The sequence below is a fragment of the Mycolicibacterium madagascariense genome (assembly GCF_010729665.1).
Lineage (GTDB): Bacteria > Actinomycetota > Actinomycetes > Mycobacteriales > Mycobacteriaceae > Mycobacterium > Mycobacterium madagascariense.
The window spans coordinates 744,696-762,016 of the sequence record NZ_AP022610.1; the positions used below are offsets into that span (position 1 = coordinate 744,696).

Here is a 17,321-nt window from a genome sequence, read left to right on the forward strand (position 1 = left end):
GGGACTAGAGGCCGCGCTCGCCGTCACGGACCGCCTGCACCGCGGAGTCGTCGCCGGAGAACTCGATCTTCGCCTCGTCGCGACCGGAGATGAACATCAGCAGCTCACCGGGGGCGCCGGTCACCACGACCTCGGGACCCTTGCCGACGGTGGCGAGGGTCGTGCCGTCCGGCGTGCGCAGCGACACCCGGGCGGGCGCCTTGGACATCGTCAGCCGCGACATCAGGCCGACCTGCTTCGCCACCGACGCCGTCGTCTCCCCATCGAGTTCCCGTGGCTGCCAACCGCTTTCGGCACGCCGGACGTCTTCGTGGTGGATGAACATCTCGGCGACGTTGACGAAGGGGTCGAGCAGCTTGAACGGTGACAGCAGCGGCGGGCCCGCCGCGATCTGGTCCAGGAGCACGTTCCAGTCGTTCTCCGCGGCCACCTGGTTCTGCACCCGCTCGGTGTAACCGGCCAGTCGCGGGACGAGGATGCCCGGCGCCGCGTCGAGCCGCCGTTCGCGAATCACCAGGTGCGCGGCGAGGTCCCGGGTCGTCCAGTCCCCGCACAGGGTGGGTTTGTCTGGGCCTACGCCGCGCATGGTGGTGACGAGTGCGGCACGTTCCCGTTGTGCGACGGTCATGGTCGTTCCTTCTTGTCGAGTGCGCGATCCAGGTTGATCGCCGCGCTGATGAGCGCGAAGTGGGTGAAGGCCTGCGGGAAGTTGCCCACCTGGTCACCGGTGGCGCTGACCTGTTCGGCGTACAGGCCCACGTGATTGGCGTAGGTGAACATCTTCTCCAGCGCCAGTTGGGCGTCCTCGAGTCGGTCCGCTCTGGTCAGCGCCTCGACGTACCAGAAGGAGCACAGCGAGAACGTGCCCTCCTCGCCGTCCAGACCGTCGGACTCCAGGCTGTAGCGGAACACCAGGCTGTCGATGACGAGTTCCTTCTCGACGGCTTCGAGGGTGGATAGGAACTTTGGATCGGCAGGCGAGAGGAACTTCACCATCGGCATCAGCAGCACGCCCGCGTCCAGGTCGGTGCCGTCCTCGGTCTGGGTGAAGGCCTGCAGGTCGTCGTTCCAGCACCGCGACATGATCCGCTCGTAGATCTCGTCGCGTGTCCTGCACCACGCCGCCAGGTCACCCGGCAGCCCGCGCTGGCGCGCCACCCGGATGGTGCGCTCGAGCGACACCCAGCAGAACAGTCGAGAGGTGGTGTACGCCTTGGTCTCTCCGCGCACCTCCCACATGCCGGCGTCGTCGCGGTCCCAGTTCTCGGTCACCCACTCGACGACCTGCACGACGTCGTCCCAGGCGTCGCTGCTGATGCCGGCGCCGTACTTGTTGAACAGGTAGATCGAATCGATCAGCTCGCCGTAGATGTCGAGCTGCAGTTGGTCCACTGCCGCGTTGCCCACCCGCACCGGCGTCGAGTCACGGTAGCCGCGCAGATGGTCGAGTTCGGACTCCTCGGTGGGCTGCTTGCCGTCGATGTCGTAGAGCACCCGCAGCGGCCCCAGGTCGTGGTTCTCGTTGCGCTCGTGGCCGAGTCGCTCCGACAGCCAGCCGATGAACGCGCGGGCCTCGGCGGTGAAGCCCAGTCGCAGCAGGGCGTAGAGACTGAAGCCAGCGTCACGCACCCACACGTAGCGGTAGTCCCAGTTCCGTTCTCCACCAATGTGTTCGGGCAGGCTGGTGGTCGGGGCGGCGATCACGGCCCCGGTCGGCTCGTGGGTCAGTAGCTTCAGGGTGATCGCCGACCGGTGCACCACCTCGCGCCACCGGCCGACGTAGCGCGACTGGCTCAACCAGGAACGCCAGAAGGACGTGGTCTCGTCGAACAGCGAGTCGGACATGTCGATGCCGTTGCGCGACGGCACGTCGTCCCCGTCGAGGATCTCCAGCACGAACAGGGCTCGATCGCCCTTCAGGAGTTCGACTTCGGCGCTGACGCAGGTGTTCTCGTCCTCGTCGTCGATGGAGAGGTCGGCGGACCCGATGAGGCCCAGGCGCATGCCGTCGCCGGTGATGAGCACGCCGTCGCCGTCCTGCTCGGCCCTGCATCGCCGGCGTCCGTAGTCGGGCCTGGCGTCGACGCGCGTGCGGAGGCGGATCTTGCCGCGTACCCCGGTGATTCGCCGGACGATGCGCTGGCGGTGCGCCGGGTCGCCCGCGCCGAGCACCGGCATGAAGTCGTGCACCTCGGCGACCCCGTCCTCGGTGAGGAAGCGCGTGATGAGGACGGCGGTGTCGGGAAAGTAGAACTGCTGCGTGCGGGAGACCTCGCACGTCGGGGTCAGGGTCCAGCTGCCGCCGCGATCGGGATCGAGGATGGAGCCGAACACGCTGGGCGAGTCGAAGCGGGGCGAACAGAACCAATCGATGGTGCCGTCCGTGGCGACCAGTGCGCAGGTTCTCAAGTCCCCGATCAGCCCGTGATTAGCGATCGCGGGCCAGTGATCAGGCATCGGGCAGTCGCCACCCGTCCGGCCCCGCCAGGACGATCGCCTCGTCGGGCCCCCAGGAACCGCGCGCGTACGGCAGCGCCGGCGGGGGGTTGTCGAGCACGGGTTGGCAGATCTCCCACAGCCGGTCCACCTCGTCGGCCCTGGTGAACAGCGTCTGGTCGCCGCGCATCACGTCGAGCAGCAGCCGCTCGTAGGCCTCGAGGGGAACGTCGTCGGGGTCTTCCTCACCCACGTCGAGATGAAAGGTCAACGGCACCAAGTCCATTCGCGGACCCGGTCGCTTGGCCACCAGCTCGACCCCGAACTTCGGCGTGTCGCTCAGCTCGAGCATCAGCTGGTTGGGTCCATAGTCGCTGTCCCCGAAGCGGCCCTTCGGGGGCGTGCGGTAGGTCAGCGTCACGGTGCGTCGGGTGGCGCCCAGTGCCTTGCCGGTGCGCAACAGGAACGGCACGCCCTGCCACCGCTCGGTGTCCACGAACGTCTCCAGCGCGACGAACGTCTCGACCTTCGAGTCGTCGGCCACGCCCTCCTCGTCGCGGTAACCCTCGTACTGGCCGAACACGACGCGGTCCGGGTTCAGCGGCTGCATGGCCGCGAAGACCTTGGCCTTCTCGTTGCGCAACGCGGTGGGGTCCAGATGCACGGGCGGCTCCATCGCCACGAAGCCCAGCACCTGGCACAGGTGGGTGGAGATCATGTCGCGGAAGCATCCGGTGGACTCGTAGAACGCGCCTCTACCCTCGACCGTCAGTTCCTCGGGCACGTCGATCTGGACCGACACCAGATTGTCGCGGTTCCATCCCGGTTCGATGAGGCCGTTGGCGAAGCGCAGCGCCAGGATGTTCTGGACCGCTTCCTTTCCGAGGAAGTGATCGATCCGGTAGACCTGGTCCTCGTCGATGACGTCCTTGAGCGCGGCGTCGAGTTCGCGCGAGGACTCCAGGTCGGTGCCGAACGGCTTCTCGACGACGACGCGGGCGTCGTCGGTCAGGCCTTCCTTGCCCAGCATCTTGATCATGGCCTGGGTGGCCTTGGGCGGTATCGACAAGTAGATCAGGGTGCGGGAGTCCTCGCCGAGACGCGAGTGGGCGTCGCGCACGGCGGCGGCGAGGTCCGTACCGTCGTCGGCGTCGGAAGTCTGAAAGGTCAACCGGCCCAACAGGTCATCGACGACCTTGCCGTCGAGCTCGCCGACGAATTCCTCCAGGCTGCCCTTGATCTTGTCGCGGAACTCGTCGTCGGACCCCGGCGAGTGGCGCCCGGACCCGATGATCGCGTACTCCTCGGGAAGTCGGCCCGCCGCCGCCAAGCGGTACAGCCCCGGGAAGAGCTTGCGCTTGGCCAAATCACCGGTAGCGCCGAACAATACGAAGACGTGCGGCCCGGGCCGCTCCTGGTCGCTCATGCCGCGGCCGCTACGTCGAGCAGTGCGTTCTGGACCACTTCGGTGAGCGCCGGATGGATCCAGTAGGGTCGTCGCGCGAGATCGGTTGCGGTGAGCTGGAATTCGATGGCCATCACGAAGACGTGGATCAGCGTCGCGGCCTGGGGTCCGATGACGTGCGCGCCGAGCACCAGGTCGGTGTTCCCGTCGATGAGCACCTTGCAGTAGCCGTCGGTGTCCTGCATGGCCCAGCCGTAGGCGACGTCGGAGAAGTCCCGCCGCCCGACGAGGTAGTCCGGGTGGTCCTTGCGGCACTGGTCCTCGGTCATCCCGACCGATGCGATCTGGGGTTGGGTGAAGACGGCCGAGGGCACGTGGTCGTGGCTGGCGGCGCGGAGCCGATCGGGATGCAACAGGTTGTGTTTGACCACGTCGGCCTCGCGATTCGCCACGTGTTTGAGCGTAACCGGTGAGCTGACGTCCCCGAGGGCGAAGACGCCATCGGCGCTGGTTCGGCCGAATGCGTCGACCGAGATCCGGCCGTGGTCGTCGACCTCGACGCCGCCGGCCTCGGCGTTGAGACGGTCGGCGTTGGGGGTGCGGCCGGAGGCGACCAGCAGTGTGTCGGCGGTGACGGTGCTGCCATCGGACAGTGTCAACGTCAGGTGGCCCGGCTCACCGGCGATGGCCTGCAGCTCGGCGTTGAGTCGAAGATCCCACCGGGCGCGCATCAGGTCGGTGAACGTGTGGCGGATGTCGTCGTCCTGCGGTCCGCCGAGGAGTAGGTCGTTCTTCTCGATGATGGTGACCTCGGCTCCGGCCGCCGAGAAGACGTGCGCCAATTCGGCGGCGATGTAACCGCCGCCGAGGACGGCGAGCCGACGCGGCGCGGTGTCGATCCGCATGATCGTGTCCGACGTCTCGTAGGGCAGGCCGGAGTCGGCGACGACGTCGGGGATCACGGGTCGGCCGCCGTTGGCGATCACGATCCGATCCGCCGTGAATTCGTGCCGATTGCCGTCCTCGTCGGTGACGACCAGGCGCCGCGGGCCGGTGAATTCGGCGTGCCCCTGGTAGTAGGTGACGTTGTCGGCTTCTTCGCGACCCTTGCGGCCCTCGTCGGACTGCTGGTCGGTACGCCCGAACACGCGGTCCCGCAAGGCATTCCACCGCACGCCACGCTTCTGGGCATCGACGTCGAAGTCGTCTGCGTCGGACACGGTGTCGGCCACCTCGGCGGTGTAGGCGAGCATCTTCGAGGGGATGCAGCCGTAGTTGAGGCAGGTGCCACCGGCCCGGCGCTCCTCGACGAGAGCGATGTCCCAGTCGGCCATCGCGTCGTCGATGACCGAGTTGCCCGAACCCGAGCCGATGATTGCGAGATCGTAGTGCTTCACCGGGCTAACCTTCCCTGTCGGATGGTCGGCCTAAACCCCTAGAAGGCTTCTGCTCCCTGGGTGGCCACGGACATGCCGTGGTGCGTGGCGTCGTTGGTGAAACGGGTGCCGTCCTCGGTGGCCACGATCGTCCACCCCTGAGCCGAGTACGTGCTGTAGTCGATGGTGACGACGGGGATGTCGCCGAGGTTGCCGAGAATCCACCGCAGGTGGCCGTCCGCGGTCACCTCGACGCCGTTGGCCGGCTCACCGTCGACCTGTGGTGCATTGCTGAACGGTGCCTCGCAACCGACGTTCGTCGAACTGATCTGGCAGCGCGTCTGGCCGGACCTGGTAGCGATGAAGACGTAGCCGTTCTGGGGCGCGAGCGTCTGCCGCGGTGGGGCGGCGGTCGCCGACGGGGACGACGGCGGGCTCGGCGGCGGCGTCGACGGGGTGGTCCTGGTGGGCTGCGACGTCGGGACGCTCGGCTCGGCGGGGTTGGCGCCGCTGCCCTGGGGGTTGCCGGGAACCGTGGACTGGCAACCGGCCAGTAGCGCGCCGACGGCGATCGCGCTCACCGCGACCAGGCGTGCCCTCATCGTTCACAGGCTACGCAGGTTGTGACGAAAGTGACTGTAGTGACTCACCCTCAGTCGAAGAGATCGGGTTGCTCCCGGGTGATCTTGGCGAACAGCGGCTGAAAGCTGAACCAGCCTGCGAAGTGGCTGCCCACCTGGCCGCGGGTCAGCGCAGCCATCTCGTCGTCGATGAGCACCGGGTGGCCCGCAGCTTCGGCCATCAACTGGGCCTGGCACGACCGCTCCATGGTGATGAACCACCACGCGGCCTCCTCCACGGACTGGCCGACCGTGAGCAGTCCGTGGTTGCGCAAGATGGCCGCCTTGCGATCGCCGAGGGCATGCGCGATGCGCTTGCCCTCTTCGAGATCGAGCACCACTCCGGAGTAGTCGTCGAAGAGCGCGTGGTCGTCGTAGAACGCACAGGCGTCCTGGGTGATCGGATCGAGCAAACGACCGAGGGTCGACCACGTCTTGCCGTAGACCGAATGCGAATGCGCCGCGCCGATCACGTCGGGACGCGCCGCGTGCACCTGAGAATGGATGGCGAACGCCGCCGCGTTCACCGGCCGATCGCCGTGCACGATCTCGCCGTCGTGCCGGACGAGCAGGAGGTCGCTGACCCGGATGTGGCCGAAGTGCGTGCCGAACGGGTTCACCCAGAAGTGATCGGTGAGTTCGGGATCGCGCGCAGTGATGTGGCCGGCCACGCCCTCGTCGAACCCGAACCGACTGAACAGCCGGAAGGCGGCGGCGAGATTCTGCTTGCGGTGCAACCGCTCCTCGTCGACCGTACGGTCCGTGCGGGGGAACAGCGACGCGGCGTTACCGCCGGCGAGCTTCGCGGCGTCTTCGATTGCGGTGTCCACCATGGGGTCGATGCTACGTCCGCGGGCTAGGGGTCAGATGAGAAACGTCGCCAGCTGCTCGGCGAGCACTCTTGGCGCTTCGAGCGGAATCAGGTGCCCCGGCCCGTCGAGCACGTGGAGTCGCGCGCCGGGGATGAACGGCAGCAGGTGCCGGCGCAGCACGTCGACCGGCTCGACGACGTCGCGGCCGGCGGCGATCACCGCGGTGGGGACGGTGATCTGACGGGCCGCTGCCGTGACGTCCTCGGCGATGCCGTGCAGCGGCCACTCGAGACGGGCGTCCTGTGCGCCGGCGAGGCTGTCCTCGATGACCATGGCGCGCAGTGATTCCGTGAGCGGGACCGCGGTCAGGACGTGGTCGACGGCCTCGGCCACGGTGTCGGCGGTGTCGTAGGCGTGGGCCAGCTGCCGTTGGAAGTCCGGCGTGATCGCGGCGGGGGGCTCGGGTGGCCCGGGCGCGACGAGGATCAAACCTGTGAGAGCAGAGGGTCTTTCGGCGGCGACGAGCTGAGCGACCTTTCCTCCCATGGAATGTCCGACGAGCACGACGTCGGTGTCGAGGGCGGTGACGACGGCCGTGGCGTCAGCGGCCAGCTGCGTCAGGCCGTAGGGGCCGGGCAGGCCCGCCGACCGTCCCCAGCCGCGGTGGTCGTAGGTCGCGACCGGCGTGCGCGGGTCGAGGTGTCCGAGCACCGGGTCCCACGTGCGACCACTGCCGCCCCAGTAGTGCAGGAACAGCAGCGTCGGGCCGCGGCCGCGCCGGCGGCGCACGCTCAGCGCGCCACCCTCCACCTGCACCCGTTGCTCGTCAAAAGTGTCTGTCATGAGGGCTCTTTCGCGAATGCGACCGGCCGGTCGCCCCACCCCGCGCCATCGACGACGTCGAACCACGTCGGTGCGGCGGGCGATGGATGCAGCAGCTGGTGCACGTGGGCGGGGAACGTGAGCGGCGGCGCCTTGGCCGGATTGCGTTGCACCTGCTCGGCGAGCATGCCGGCGAAGGCGAACCCGAGGTCGTGGCGCGGCCAGGCGGCGTGCACGCGGTCGCTGAAATGCGGTGAGAGCAGCCGTCTCTGGGTGCCCGCGATGTCGGTGCCGATGCCCGCCTGGGCGACGGCGGCGAGCGGTCCGAAGCGGTGGGCCAGCCCGACGCTGGTGTGCAGCGCGATCGCCGTCCACACCGTCTGGACGAGGCCGGCCTCGACGCCCCACTCGTCGAGGAAGCGCGCGGCGGCGTCCGCACCGTCGACCTCGAACCGCTGATCGGTGTTCGCATGGTCCGTGGCGCCCAGGTCGTGCAGGACGCAGGTGAGGAACAACAGCTCGTCGTCGGGAGCGTCGTCGGCCGGTGCGAGGTGGGCCGCGAGCTCCCGCGCGAACAGGTAGCTGCGCACGGCGTGGTTGTAGACGAACTCGGGCGAGACGTCCCAGGTGAGCCGGCGCGCGGCGACGGCGATCGCCGTGTCGGGCAGTCCGAACTCGACGGCGGGGGCGGCGTCGGGCGGGGGCATGGCGGGTCCTTCCTGAAGGCGGTGCCCTTCGAGGCTGCGCCGTCGCCACCCCAGACGCCAGTGGCTAGATGGACAACCTCGCTTAAGATCTGGCCATGATCATCGCCGTGCTCGGATGCGACCAGGTGCTGGGCTTCGAACTGATGACTCCCGGACAGGTCTTCGGCATGGCCAACGTGGCGCTGGCCGAGACGTCCGCCGACCCGCGCTACGACGTCCGCATCTGCGCGCACGACGGCGTCAGCACCACGCTCGAGTGGGGTGCGGTCGAGATCCGATCGCCGTACGACGTCGAGGACGCGATCGCCGCCGACGTCGTCATCGTGCCCGGCAGGCGCGACTTCCTCACCCCACCCGACCGCCAGGTGCTCGACGTGTTGCGCGCGGCCCACGATGCGGGCGCCCGCATCGGGTCCATCTGCGTCGGGGCGTTCACCCTCGCCGCCTCCGGCCTGCTCGATGGCAGGAGGGCCACCACGCACTGGCAGTGGGCCGGGGAGTTGGCGCGACGCCATCCGAGGGTCGACGTCGACGCCGCGGCGATGTTCGTCGAGGACGGCCGCGTTCTGACGTCGGCCGGCGTCGCGGCGGGCCTCGACCTCTGCCTGCACCTCATTCGGCAGGACGCGGGTGCCGACCTCGCCGGCCGGACCGCCCGTCGGCTGGTCCTGCCGAGCTGGCGCGACGGCGGACAGGCACCCTACGCCGAAACCGTTCTGCCGGAGGATGATTCGCACTCCCTGCAGTCGACGGTGCGGTGGATGGAGGAGCACGCGCTCGAACCGCTCGACCTGCGCGCGATCGCCGACCATGCCGCGACGAGCGTGCGCAGTCTCAACCGCCACTTCCGCCAACGTCTCGGCACCACGCCCCTGCAGCTCCTGCTTCAGATGCGCGTCGACCGCGCCCGCAGGTTGCTCGAGTCCACCCGGCTGCCGATGGACCTGGTGGCGGAGCAGTCCGGTTTCGCCTCGCACGCGTCGCTGCGCTACCACTTCGTGCGCATCGTGGGGGTGCCGCCGCACCAGTACCGTTCGAGTTATGTCGCGCGCGTCTGACGGAATGGGTCGATGAACGGCGAACGGTTCGGCAGGCGCACGGCGCTCGGGCTCGCCGGAGGTCTCGCCGCCGTGATGGCGGGGTGCTCGACGGGTGCGCCGCGGGCGAGCGGCGACGACGATGGGGCGGTGCGCTACGCCTACGGACCGTCCCCCAGCCAGTACGCCGAGCTGACGGTGCCGTCGGGATCGGCGCCCGCCCCGGTCGTCGTGATCATCCACGGCGGGTACTGGTCGGCCAGCTACGGCGCCGAACTCGGCCGTCCGCTGGCCGTCGATCTGGTGGGGCGGGGCTTCGCCACGTGCAACGTCGAGTACCGCAGGGTCGGTGAGGGCGGTGGGTGGCCGCAGACGGGCGAGGACGTCGCCGCTGCGGTGGACGCGCTCCGCGGACGACCTGGTCTCGACCTGAATCACGTGGTGGCACTGGGACATTCGGCCGGCGGGCAGCTCGCGGGGTGGCTCGCGGCTCGGCGCGGTGGTGCGGTCGAGTTGACGGGCGCCGTGCTCCAGGCCGGCGTGCTCGACCTCGTCCGCGCCTCTGCCGAGGGGCTCGGCGGGGGCGCCGTCGACGCGTTCCTCGGCGGCTCGCCTGCGGAGCGGCCCGATGCGTACGCCCAAGCGTCGCCGACGGCGCGGGTCCCCCTGGGCGTGCGGTCGATCTGCGTGCACGGCACGTCCGACACGCTGGTGCCCATCACCCAGTCGCAGGACTTCGTCGACGCGGCCCGCCGGGCCGGTGACACCACCGAGTTGCGCACCGTCGACGGCGACCACTTCGGCCCGATCACCGTCGGCACCCCGGCGTGGGACGCGTGCGTCGCCGCGGTGCGGGAGCTGACGGGCCGCTGAGCCCCCCCGCGGCGGGGAATGAATTCGCCACCACCCTGGTTGCTCAGGTCGACAACTTGAGTGAAGTTCGCTCAACTCTGGTTTGACACACCGCACCCGCGGGGGCAAGCTTGAGCGTGGTCCACTCAGACCCGTAACGCGTTTTCTATACAGGAGGCAGTAACTATGGCTCGTGCGGTCGGTATCGACCTCGGGACCACCAACTCCGTCGTCGCCGTGCTCGAGGGCGGGGAACCCGTCGTCGTCGCGAACTCGGAGGGCTCACGTACCACCCCGTCGGTCGTCGCATTCGCGCGCAACGGCGAGGTGCTGGTCGGTCAGCCCGCCAAGAACCAGGCAGTCACCAACGTCGACCGGACGATCCGCTCGGTCAAGCGCCACATCGGCACCGACTGGTCCGTGGCGATCGACGGCAAGGACTACACCCCTCAGGAGATCAGCGCGCGCATCTTGATGAAGCTCAAGCGCGACGCCGAGAGCTACCTGGGCGAGGACATCACCGACGCGGTCATCACCGTGCCGGCGTACTTCAACGACGCTCAGCGCCAGGCCACCAAGGAAGCCGGCCAGATCGCCGGCCTCGAGGTGCAGCGCATCGTCAACGAGCCCACCGCGGCGGCGTTGGCCTACGGCCTCGACAAGGCCGACAAGGACCAGACCATCCTGGTCTTCGACCTCGGTGGCGGCACGTTCGACGTCTCGCTGCTCGACATCGGCGACGGTGTCGTCGAGGTCCGCGCGACCTCCGGTGACAACCACCTCGGTGGCGACGACTGGGACGACCGCATCGTCACGTGGCTCGTCGACAAGTTCAAGGCCTCGGCAGGCATCGACCTGACCAAGGACAAGATGGCCATGCAGCGTCTGCGCGAGGCCGCCGAGAAGGCGAAGATCGAGCTGTCCAGCTCGCAGAGCACCTCGATCAACCTGCCCTACATCACGGTCGACGCGGACAAGAACCCGCTGTTCCTCGACGAGCAGCTCAGTCGCGCCGAGTTCCAGAAGATCACCCAGGATCTGCTGGACCGCACCCGCAAGCCGTTCCAGTCCGTCGTCGCCGACGCGGGCATCTCGGTCTCCGAGATCGACCACGTGGTCATGGTGGGTGGTTCCACCCGCATGCCCGCCGTGACCGATCTGGTCAAGGAGCTCACCGGTGGCAAGGAGCCCAACAAGGGCGTCAACCCGGATGAGGTCGTGGCCGTCGGCGCCGCACTGCAGGCCGGTGTGCTGGCCGGTGAGGTCAAGGACGTGCTGCTGCTCGACGTGACCCCGCTGAGCCTCGGCATCGAGACCAAGGGTGGCGTCATGACCAAGCTCATCGAGCGCAACACCACGATCCCCACCAAGCGGTCGGAGACCTTCACCACCGCCGACGACAACCAGCCGTCGGTGCAGATCCAGGTCTTCCAGGGTGAGCGCGAGATCGCGTCGGCCAACAAGCTGCTCGGCAGCTTCGAGCTGACCGGCATCCCGCCCGCCCCGCGTGGCACGCCGCAGATCGAGGTCACCTTCGACATCGACGTCAACGGCATCGTGCACGTCACCGCCAAGGACAAGGGCACCGGCAAGGAGAACACGATCAAGATCCAGGAGGGCTCCGGCCTCTCCCAGGAGGACATCGATCGGATGATCAAGGACGCCGAGGCGCACGCCGAGGAGGACCGCAAGCGTCGTGAAGAGGCGACCGCCCGCAACGACGCCGAGGCCTTGGTCTACCAGACCGAGAAGTTCATCAAGGAGCAGCGGGAGGCCGAAGGCGGCTCCAAGGTTCCCGAGGAGACGCTCGGCAAGGTGGAATCGGCTGTCGCAGAAGCGAAGTCGGCGCTGGAGGGCAACGACATCACGGCCATCAAGTCCGCGATGGAGAAGCTGGGCGTCGAGTCCCAGGCCCTCGGCCAGGCGATCTACGAGGCCACCCAGGCCGAGCAGGGCGGCGCCGGTGGTGCCGCTGGTTCCACCTCCCAGGCCGACGACAACGTGGTGGACGCGGAGGTCGTCGACGACGACGAGCAGGAGCGCAAGTGACTGGCGATGAGCCGCTTGCGCGAAGAAAATTCGGGCAGGCGAACGATCCGCACGAGCCGGTGACCGTCACCGACAAACGGCGAGTCGATCCCGAAACGGGTGAAGTCCGTGGAGGGCAGGAGCGTACCGACGCGGGATCCGATTCGAGCCCGGCGTCGGCCCCCAGTGGGCCGGCGTCGGAGCCGGAACCCGTCGTCGAGACCGACGAAGCCGCCGAGCTCAAGGCGACGCTGCAACGCGTCAAAGCCGAATACGACAACTACCGCAAACGGGCGGTCCGCCAGGAGCAGGCCGCCGCGGAACGGGGCAAGGCCTTCGCGGCCACCCAGCTGCTCCCGGTGCTCGACGATCTCGAGCGCGCCCGCCGCCACGGCGACCTGGAGTCCGGGCCGCTGAAGTCGGTGGCGGACAAGCTGACCGGCGCGCTGCAGACCATCGGGCTGGTGCCCTTCGGAGCGGAGGGCGACCCGTTCGACCCGTCGCTGCACGAGGCCGTCCAGCACGAGGGTGACGGCAGCAATCCGGTGATCGGCACCGTCATGCGCCAGGGCTACCGCCTTGGCGACGGTCCGGTGCTCCGGCACGCGATGGTCGGCGTCGTGGATTCCGACACGACGGACCCAACCCGTGCCGGTAGCGCCCACGACGTCGAAGTGAACTCAGAATCAACCAAGTAGCAGGAATGCGAGCAGAAGGTGAGGAGGTGACGCTGCATGGTCCAGCGAGAATGGGTTGAGAAGGACTTCTACAAGGAGCTCGGCGTCTCCTCCGACGCCAGCGAAGACGAGATCAAGCGGGTCGCCCGCAAGCTGATGGCCGAGAACCATCCCGACCGCAATCCGAACAACCCGGCGGCCGAGGAACGGTACAAGGCGGTCGGCGAGGCCAAGGACGTCCTCACGGACAAGACCAAGCGCGCCGAGTACGACGAGACGCGTCGGCTCTTCGCCAACGGTGGCGGCCGTCGCTTCAACGGCGGCGGGGGCGGCAACTTCGGCGGATTCGGCGGTGACGGAGTCGAATTCAACCTCGGCGACCTGTTCGACGCCGCCCCGCAGACCGGTGGCGCGAACATCGGCGACCTGTTCGGTGGGCTGTTCGGCCGGGGCGCTCAACAGCCCCGGCCCAGCCGTCCGCGCCGCGGCAACGACCTCGAGACCGAGACCGAACTCTCGTTCCTCGAGGCCACCAAGGGCGTGGCCATGCCGCTGCGGCTGACCAGCCCGGCGCCGTGCACCAATTGCCATGGCAGCGGGGCGCGTCCGGGCACCAGTCCCAAGGTGTGCCCGAACTGCAACGGCGCCGGCGTGATCAATCGCAACCAGGGGGCCTTCGGGTTCTCCGAGCCGTGCACGGAGTGCCGGGGCAGCGGTTCGATCATCGAGGAGCCGTGCGAGGAGTGCCACGGCACCGGCGTGACGACCAGGACCCGCACCATCAACGTGCGCATCCCCCCGGGAGTCGAAGACGGCCAACGCATTCGGCTCGCTGGCCAGGGTGAGGCCGGTCTGCGGGGCGCCCCGTCGGGCGACCTGTTCGTGACCGTGCACGTGCGGCCGGACAAGGTGTTCGGCCGGATGAACGATGACCTCACCGTGACGGTGCCCGTCAGCTTCCACGAATTGGCGCTCGGCACCACGCTTTCGGTGCCCACCCTGGAGGGCAAGGTCGGCGTCCGGGTGCCGAAGGGCACCTCGGACGGTCGCATCCTGCGGGTGCGCGGACGCGGGGTGCCCAAGCGCGGCGGCGGGCATGGCGACCTCCTGGTCACCGTCAAGGTCGCGGTGCCGCCCAACCTCGAGGGGGAGGCGGCCGAGGCGCTGGAAGCCTACGCGAAGGCCGAGCGGGCCAGCGGGTTCGATCCGCGGGCCGGATGGGCAGGTGCGTGATGGCCAATCGGAAGGCCGACGACGCGCGCACCTTCCTGATCTCGGTGGCCGCCGAGCTGGCGGGCATGCACGCCCAGACGCTGCGGACCTATGACCGGCTCGGGCTGGTCAGTCCGCAGCGCAGCTCGGGCGGCGGGCGCCGGTACTCCCAGCACGACGTCGACCTGCTCCGCGAGGTGCAGCGGCTGTCGCAGGACGAGGGCGTCAACCTCGCGGGCATCAAGCGGATCATCGAGCTGACCAATCAGGTCGAGGCCCTGCAGTCGCGGGTGCGCGAGATGGCCGAGGAGCTGGATCGGTTGCGCGCGAACCAGCGTCGCGACCTGGCGGTCGTGCCGAAGAGCACGGCGCTGGTCGTCTGGCAGCCGCGCGGCAAGCGCTAGCTCACCGCTCGAGACTGATCCTCGCGACGCTCGACCCCGGTCCGGCGTCCTGAGATTCAGTGTCGCGAGACCGAGATCGTGAAGGCGGTCTTCTCGGGCTTGCCCGCGTTGGCGAACCGGTAACCGCCGCGGCGCAGCGAGTCGGTGGGAGCCGTCATGGGCTCGATGCCGACGACGTCGTCGTTGCCGGGAGCGAAGAGCTGGGCGGCGGGGTACCCCTTGACGTAGGTCACCTCGATCCGTCGGCCACCGCCCGACAGCGCGAACACCGCGCCCTCGGGCACCTGGTCGAAGCCGTCGTCATAGTGCGTGTCTCCCAACGCATCCGACGTCGCGGCCCACTCCTCGTGCGCACCCGTCGGGAGCCCCCAGTTGTCCACCAGCACGTGGCGCATGGCGGGCGTCTCGAGCACCCACTGCGCGCGCGGCACGCCCGGCACCTGAAGGTAGGGGTGGTAGCCGTAACACAGTGGCACCGAGGCGGCGGTCGTCGGCATCACGGTGGTCTCGACCGTCAGGGTGCGGTCCTGCAGCGACACCCGCTGGGTCAGCACGTGCGGGAACGGGAACGACGCGAGCAGTCGCGGGGTGCCGCCGAAGTCGAGCACGGCCGTCAGGGAACTCTCCGACCGCTCGGTGACGAGCCAACCCGGGTAGGCCGCGAGCACGCCATGCAGCGGCACCCCGTGCTCGTCGGTCCGCACGCCACCGGTGCCGGGCGTCAGCGTCACGACCGCACCGTTGATCCCATACTTGCTGGCGCTCAAGCGATTTGCCCACGGGTACAGGATCGGGATGCCCATCGTCTTGCCCGCAGTGATGTAGGCGTCCAGGCCGCGCCGCTGGCCGAGGAATTCGTCGTCACCGTCGGCGAACGACGTGACCACCATGCCCGCCTGCGGTACGACGGTCGCCGTCATGGACGAGGACGGGTCCTGCAGCGTGTAGGCGTCAAACTCCGACATGGCGCGATTCTGTCACGTTCAGCCGGCGAGCGGATCGTGCTGGATGCCGTGCGGGTCGGCCCCCTTGGCGACGAGCGCGGCCTTCGTCGCCGCCACCATCCGTGGGCCACCGCAGATCAGGATCTGCCGGTCACCCCAGCCGCCGTAGCGCGTCACCACGTCGGGCAGCAGTCCGGTCTGTCGGACGTGCAACCCCCGTGGCGGGTCGACGGCGGGATAGTCGCCGGCCCACGGTGGGTTGGTGGAGTACTCCGACACCGGGGTCACCGACAGCCACGGATGCTGGGAGGCGACCTGCCACAGCGTCCTGAGGTCGTAGAGATCGCACGGGTACCGCGCCCCGAAGAACAGGTGCACCCGCGGATTCACGCCAAACCGACTGAGGTCCAAGATGATCGAACGCAACGGCGCCAATCCGGTGCTGCCCGCGACCATCAATACGTCCCCACCGCCGCGGTCCACGTGCAGCGCGCCGTGGGGGTTGGACAGCCGCCACCGGTCGCCGACCGCGGTCTCCCCGACGATCGCGGTGCTGACCGTACCGCCGGGCACCGAGCGCACGTGGAACTCGATGCCGCCGTCGGGGTCGGCGGGGATCGACGGGCTCAGGCAGCGCCAGCGCCGCGGCCACTGTGGCACCTGCACGGTGACGTACTGGCCGGCGTGGAAGGGCAGTGGCTCGTCGAGCCGCAGCCGGATGACCGAGACGTCGCGGGTCACCCGGTGGTGCTCGACGACCGTGCCGTCGCGGAAGGGTGGGCCCTGCTCGGCGTCGGCCGCGCCCCTCATGATGCCGACGATCAGGCTGATGGCCGCGTCGGCGGTGTCGGCGAGACGGTCGTCCCACCGGTCGATCAGCTGGCTTCGCAGCGTCGTCGTCAGCGCATCCTGCAGGCTGTCGTAATGTGCTTGTGTCACACCGTATTTGCGATGATCGCGGCCCAGCTGGGCGAGGAACGCGACGGGCTCCTCGGCCCGCTGCTCGATGATCTCGCCGAGCAGCCAGGTCATCGCTCGCGCGAACACCGTGCGCTGGCGGTCCATGTCGGGCGGGAAGAGATCTCCGACCGATCGGTCGACGGCGAACCAGCGGGTGTAGAAGCGACGCACGAACTCCTCGGAATCGAGAGCGGTGCGCAGTGTCCTCAGCGCGTCACCGTCGTCGAGTCCCACGCCTTCGGAGTGTAAGTCACATGCCGTGCAGGCCCTTGTACAGAACGAGAGCGCCGAGGACGACGAGGATCGCCGCGACGAGCGTCGCGTGCTGCGCCTCCATCCAGTCCTTCACGCGGGCGAGCGTCGGGTCGAGACGATCCCCGGACACCGCGTACGCGACGATCGGCAGCACGACGCTGAAACCCGCGATCACCACGTAGTAGAGCACGCCGAGTTCGGCGCCCAGCCGATCCAGGCCCTCGGTGCCGATCGCCAAACCCGCTGCGGCACACATGAACAGCACCTTGGGATTGACGACCACCAGGACGAGCGCGGTGACGGCGGCGCGCGGCGGCGTGATCGAGGCGAAGCTGCTCATCCACTTCGGCGAGTGCTCGGAGCTCTTCCGGGTGAGCCACTTGTAGAGGCCGAAGGTGATCAGCAGCGCGCCCGCGACGACGCGGGCCCACGACGCCCACGGCGGTGGTGGCCGGTCCAGCCCGCCGCCCACGAGGCTGGACACCTCGACGAAGAGCTGCGTGACCACGGCCAGTCCGACGATCCACCCGAGGAGGAAGGCCAGGCTCGTCGGCCGGGGCCGTGGCGATTGCAGCACCAGCACCGCTGGGATGATCGACAGCGGGGACAGGGCGACCACCAGCGCCAGGGGGATCAGTTCGGCCAGCATCGGGGTCAACCTAGCAAGCCCGAGGCGCCGAGAGGGCCGTCATCGTCGCGACGCCACGACCCCTGGCGTCCGGCTCGGCGAAATTGGTCAGACTTGAGCGGAACAGACTCAACCTTGACTGCGTT

General features: G+C 68.9%; 17 protein-coding genes. 6 read left to right on the plus strand and 11 right to left on the minus strand.

The window, feature by feature from the left end; genetic code table 11:
• Positions 1–4 precede the first annotated feature (4 nt).
• From G6N60_RS03380 to G6N60_RS03415, 8 genes are read right to left on the minus strand one after another with little or no spacing between them, the layout of a single operon-like run.
• Positions 5–628 (minus strand): TIGR03085 family metal-binding protein, encoded by a 624-nt coding sequence (locus tag G6N60_RS03380; RefSeq protein WP_163732547.1) that lies wholly within the window; start codon positions 626–628, stop codon positions 5–7.
• Positions 625–2,457: a glycoside hydrolase family 15 protein gene (locus G6N60_RS03385; protein WP_163732550.1), complete on the minus strand. Its 1,833-nt coding sequence runs from the start codon at positions 2,455–2,457 to the stop codon at positions 625–627. Before G6N60_RS03385 ends, G6N60_RS03380 begins: the two co-directional genes overlap by 4 nt.
• Positions 2,450–3,862: a glucose-6-phosphate dehydrogenase gene (gene zwf / locus G6N60_RS03390; RefSeq protein ID WP_163732553.1), complete on the minus strand. Its 1,413-nt coding sequence runs from the start codon at positions 3,860–3,862 to the stop codon at positions 2,450–2,452. Before zwf ends, G6N60_RS03385 begins: the two co-directional genes overlap by 8 nt.
• The gene (locus G6N60_RS03395) at positions 3,859–5,238 is read right to left on the minus strand and encodes a mycothione reductase (protein WP_163732556.1); all 1,380 of its coding nucleotides are present in this window, start codon (positions 5,236–5,238) and stop codon (positions 3,859–3,861) included. The genes zwf and G6N60_RS03395 overlap by 4 nt, the downstream gene beginning before the upstream one ends.
• Before the next feature lie 38 nt (positions 5,239–5,276).
• The gene (locus G6N60_RS03400; RefSeq protein ID WP_163732559.1) at positions 5,277–5,819 is read right to left on the minus strand and encodes a hypothetical protein; all 543 of its coding nucleotides are present in this window, start codon (positions 5,817–5,819) and stop codon (positions 5,277–5,279) included.
• 50 nt (positions 5,820–5,869) lie between these two features.
• Complete coding sequence (locus G6N60_RS03405; RefSeq protein ID WP_163732562.1) at positions 5,870–6,670, minus strand: class II aldolase/adducin family protein; 801 nt, start codon at positions 6,668–6,670, stop codon at positions 5,870–5,872.
• A 30-nt stretch (positions 6,671–6,700) separates the two neighbouring features.
• Positions 6,701–7,492, minus strand: a complete 792-nt coding sequence (locus tag G6N60_RS03410) for an alpha/beta fold hydrolase (protein WP_163732565.1) — start codon at positions 7,490–7,492, stop codon at positions 6,701–6,703.
• Positions 7,489–8,178 (minus strand): HD domain-containing protein, encoded by a 690-nt coding sequence (locus G6N60_RS03415; RefSeq protein WP_163732568.1) that lies wholly within the window; start codon positions 8,176–8,178, stop codon positions 7,489–7,491. The genes G6N60_RS03410 and G6N60_RS03415 overlap by 4 nt, the downstream gene beginning before the upstream one ends.
• Positions 8,179–8,273: 95 nt before the next feature.
• Between G6N60_RS03415 and G6N60_RS03420 the strand changes: the two genes are divergently transcribed.
• The 6 genes from G6N60_RS03420 to G6N60_RS03445 all read left to right on the plus strand — a co-directional run bounded on the left by G6N60_RS03420 (position 8,274) and on the right by G6N60_RS03445 (position 14,388).
• On the plus strand, positions 8,274–9,236 hold the full coding sequence (locus G6N60_RS03420) for a GlxA family transcriptional regulator (RefSeq protein WP_163732571.1): 963 nt from the start codon (positions 8,274–8,276) through the stop codon (positions 9,234–9,236).
• Between the two features lie 12 nt (positions 9,237–9,248).
• Positions 9,249–10,088 carry an alpha/beta hydrolase family protein gene (locus G6N60_RS03425; protein WP_163732575.1) on the plus strand — a complete coding sequence of 280 codons (840 nt, stop codon included), beginning with the start codon at positions 9,249–9,251 and terminating at the stop codon, positions 10,086–10,088.
• Between the two features lie 165 nt (positions 10,089–10,253).
• Positions 10,254–12,116, plus strand: coding sequence for a molecular chaperone DnaK (dnaK, locus tag G6N60_RS03430; protein WP_163732580.1), 1,863 nt, complete (start codon positions 10,254–10,256; stop codon positions 12,114–12,116).
• Positions 12,113–12,793 carry a nucleotide exchange factor GrpE gene (gene grpE / locus G6N60_RS03435; RefSeq protein ID WP_163732583.1) on the plus strand — a complete coding sequence of 227 codons (681 nt, stop codon included), beginning with the start codon at positions 12,113–12,115 and terminating at the stop codon, positions 12,791–12,793. The genes dnaK and grpE overlap by 4 nt, the downstream gene beginning before the upstream one ends.
• Positions 12,794–12,829: 36 nt before the next feature.
• A complete protein-coding gene (gene dnaJ, locus G6N60_RS03440) occupies positions 12,830–14,005 on the plus strand; it encodes a molecular chaperone DnaJ (RefSeq protein WP_163732586.1) in 1,176 nt (391 codons plus the stop codon).
• On the plus strand, positions 14,002–14,388 hold the full coding sequence (locus tag G6N60_RS03445; protein ID WP_443678362.1) for a heat shock protein transcriptional repressor HspR: 387 nt from the start codon (positions 14,002–14,004) through the stop codon (positions 14,386–14,388). Before dnaJ ends, G6N60_RS03445 begins: the two co-directional genes overlap by 4 nt.
• Positions 14,389–14,444: 56 nt before the next feature.
• Here the strand turns inward: G6N60_RS03445 and G6N60_RS03450 are convergent, their stop codons facing one another.
• Genes G6N60_RS03450 through G6N60_RS03460 form a run of 3 tightly spaced genes read right to left on the minus strand, consistent with a single transcriptional unit; the run spans position 14,445 to position 17,196 of the window.
• On the minus strand, positions 14,445–15,353 hold the full coding sequence (locus G6N60_RS03450) for an aldose 1-epimerase (protein WP_163732593.1): 909 nt from the start codon (positions 15,351–15,353) through the stop codon (positions 14,445–14,447).
• An 18-nt stretch (positions 15,354–15,371) separates the two neighbouring features.
• On the minus strand, positions 15,372–16,526 hold the full coding sequence (locus G6N60_RS03455; protein ID WP_163732595.1) for an FAD-binding oxidoreductase: 1,155 nt from the start codon (positions 16,524–16,526) through the stop codon (positions 15,372–15,374).
• Positions 16,527–16,542: 16 nt separating this feature from the next.
• The gene (locus G6N60_RS03460) at positions 16,543–17,196 is read right to left on the minus strand and encodes a GAP family protein (RefSeq protein WP_163732598.1); all 654 of its coding nucleotides are present in this window, start codon (positions 17,194–17,196) and stop codon (positions 16,543–16,545) included.
• Between the last annotated feature and the right edge of the window lie 125 nt (positions 17,197–17,321).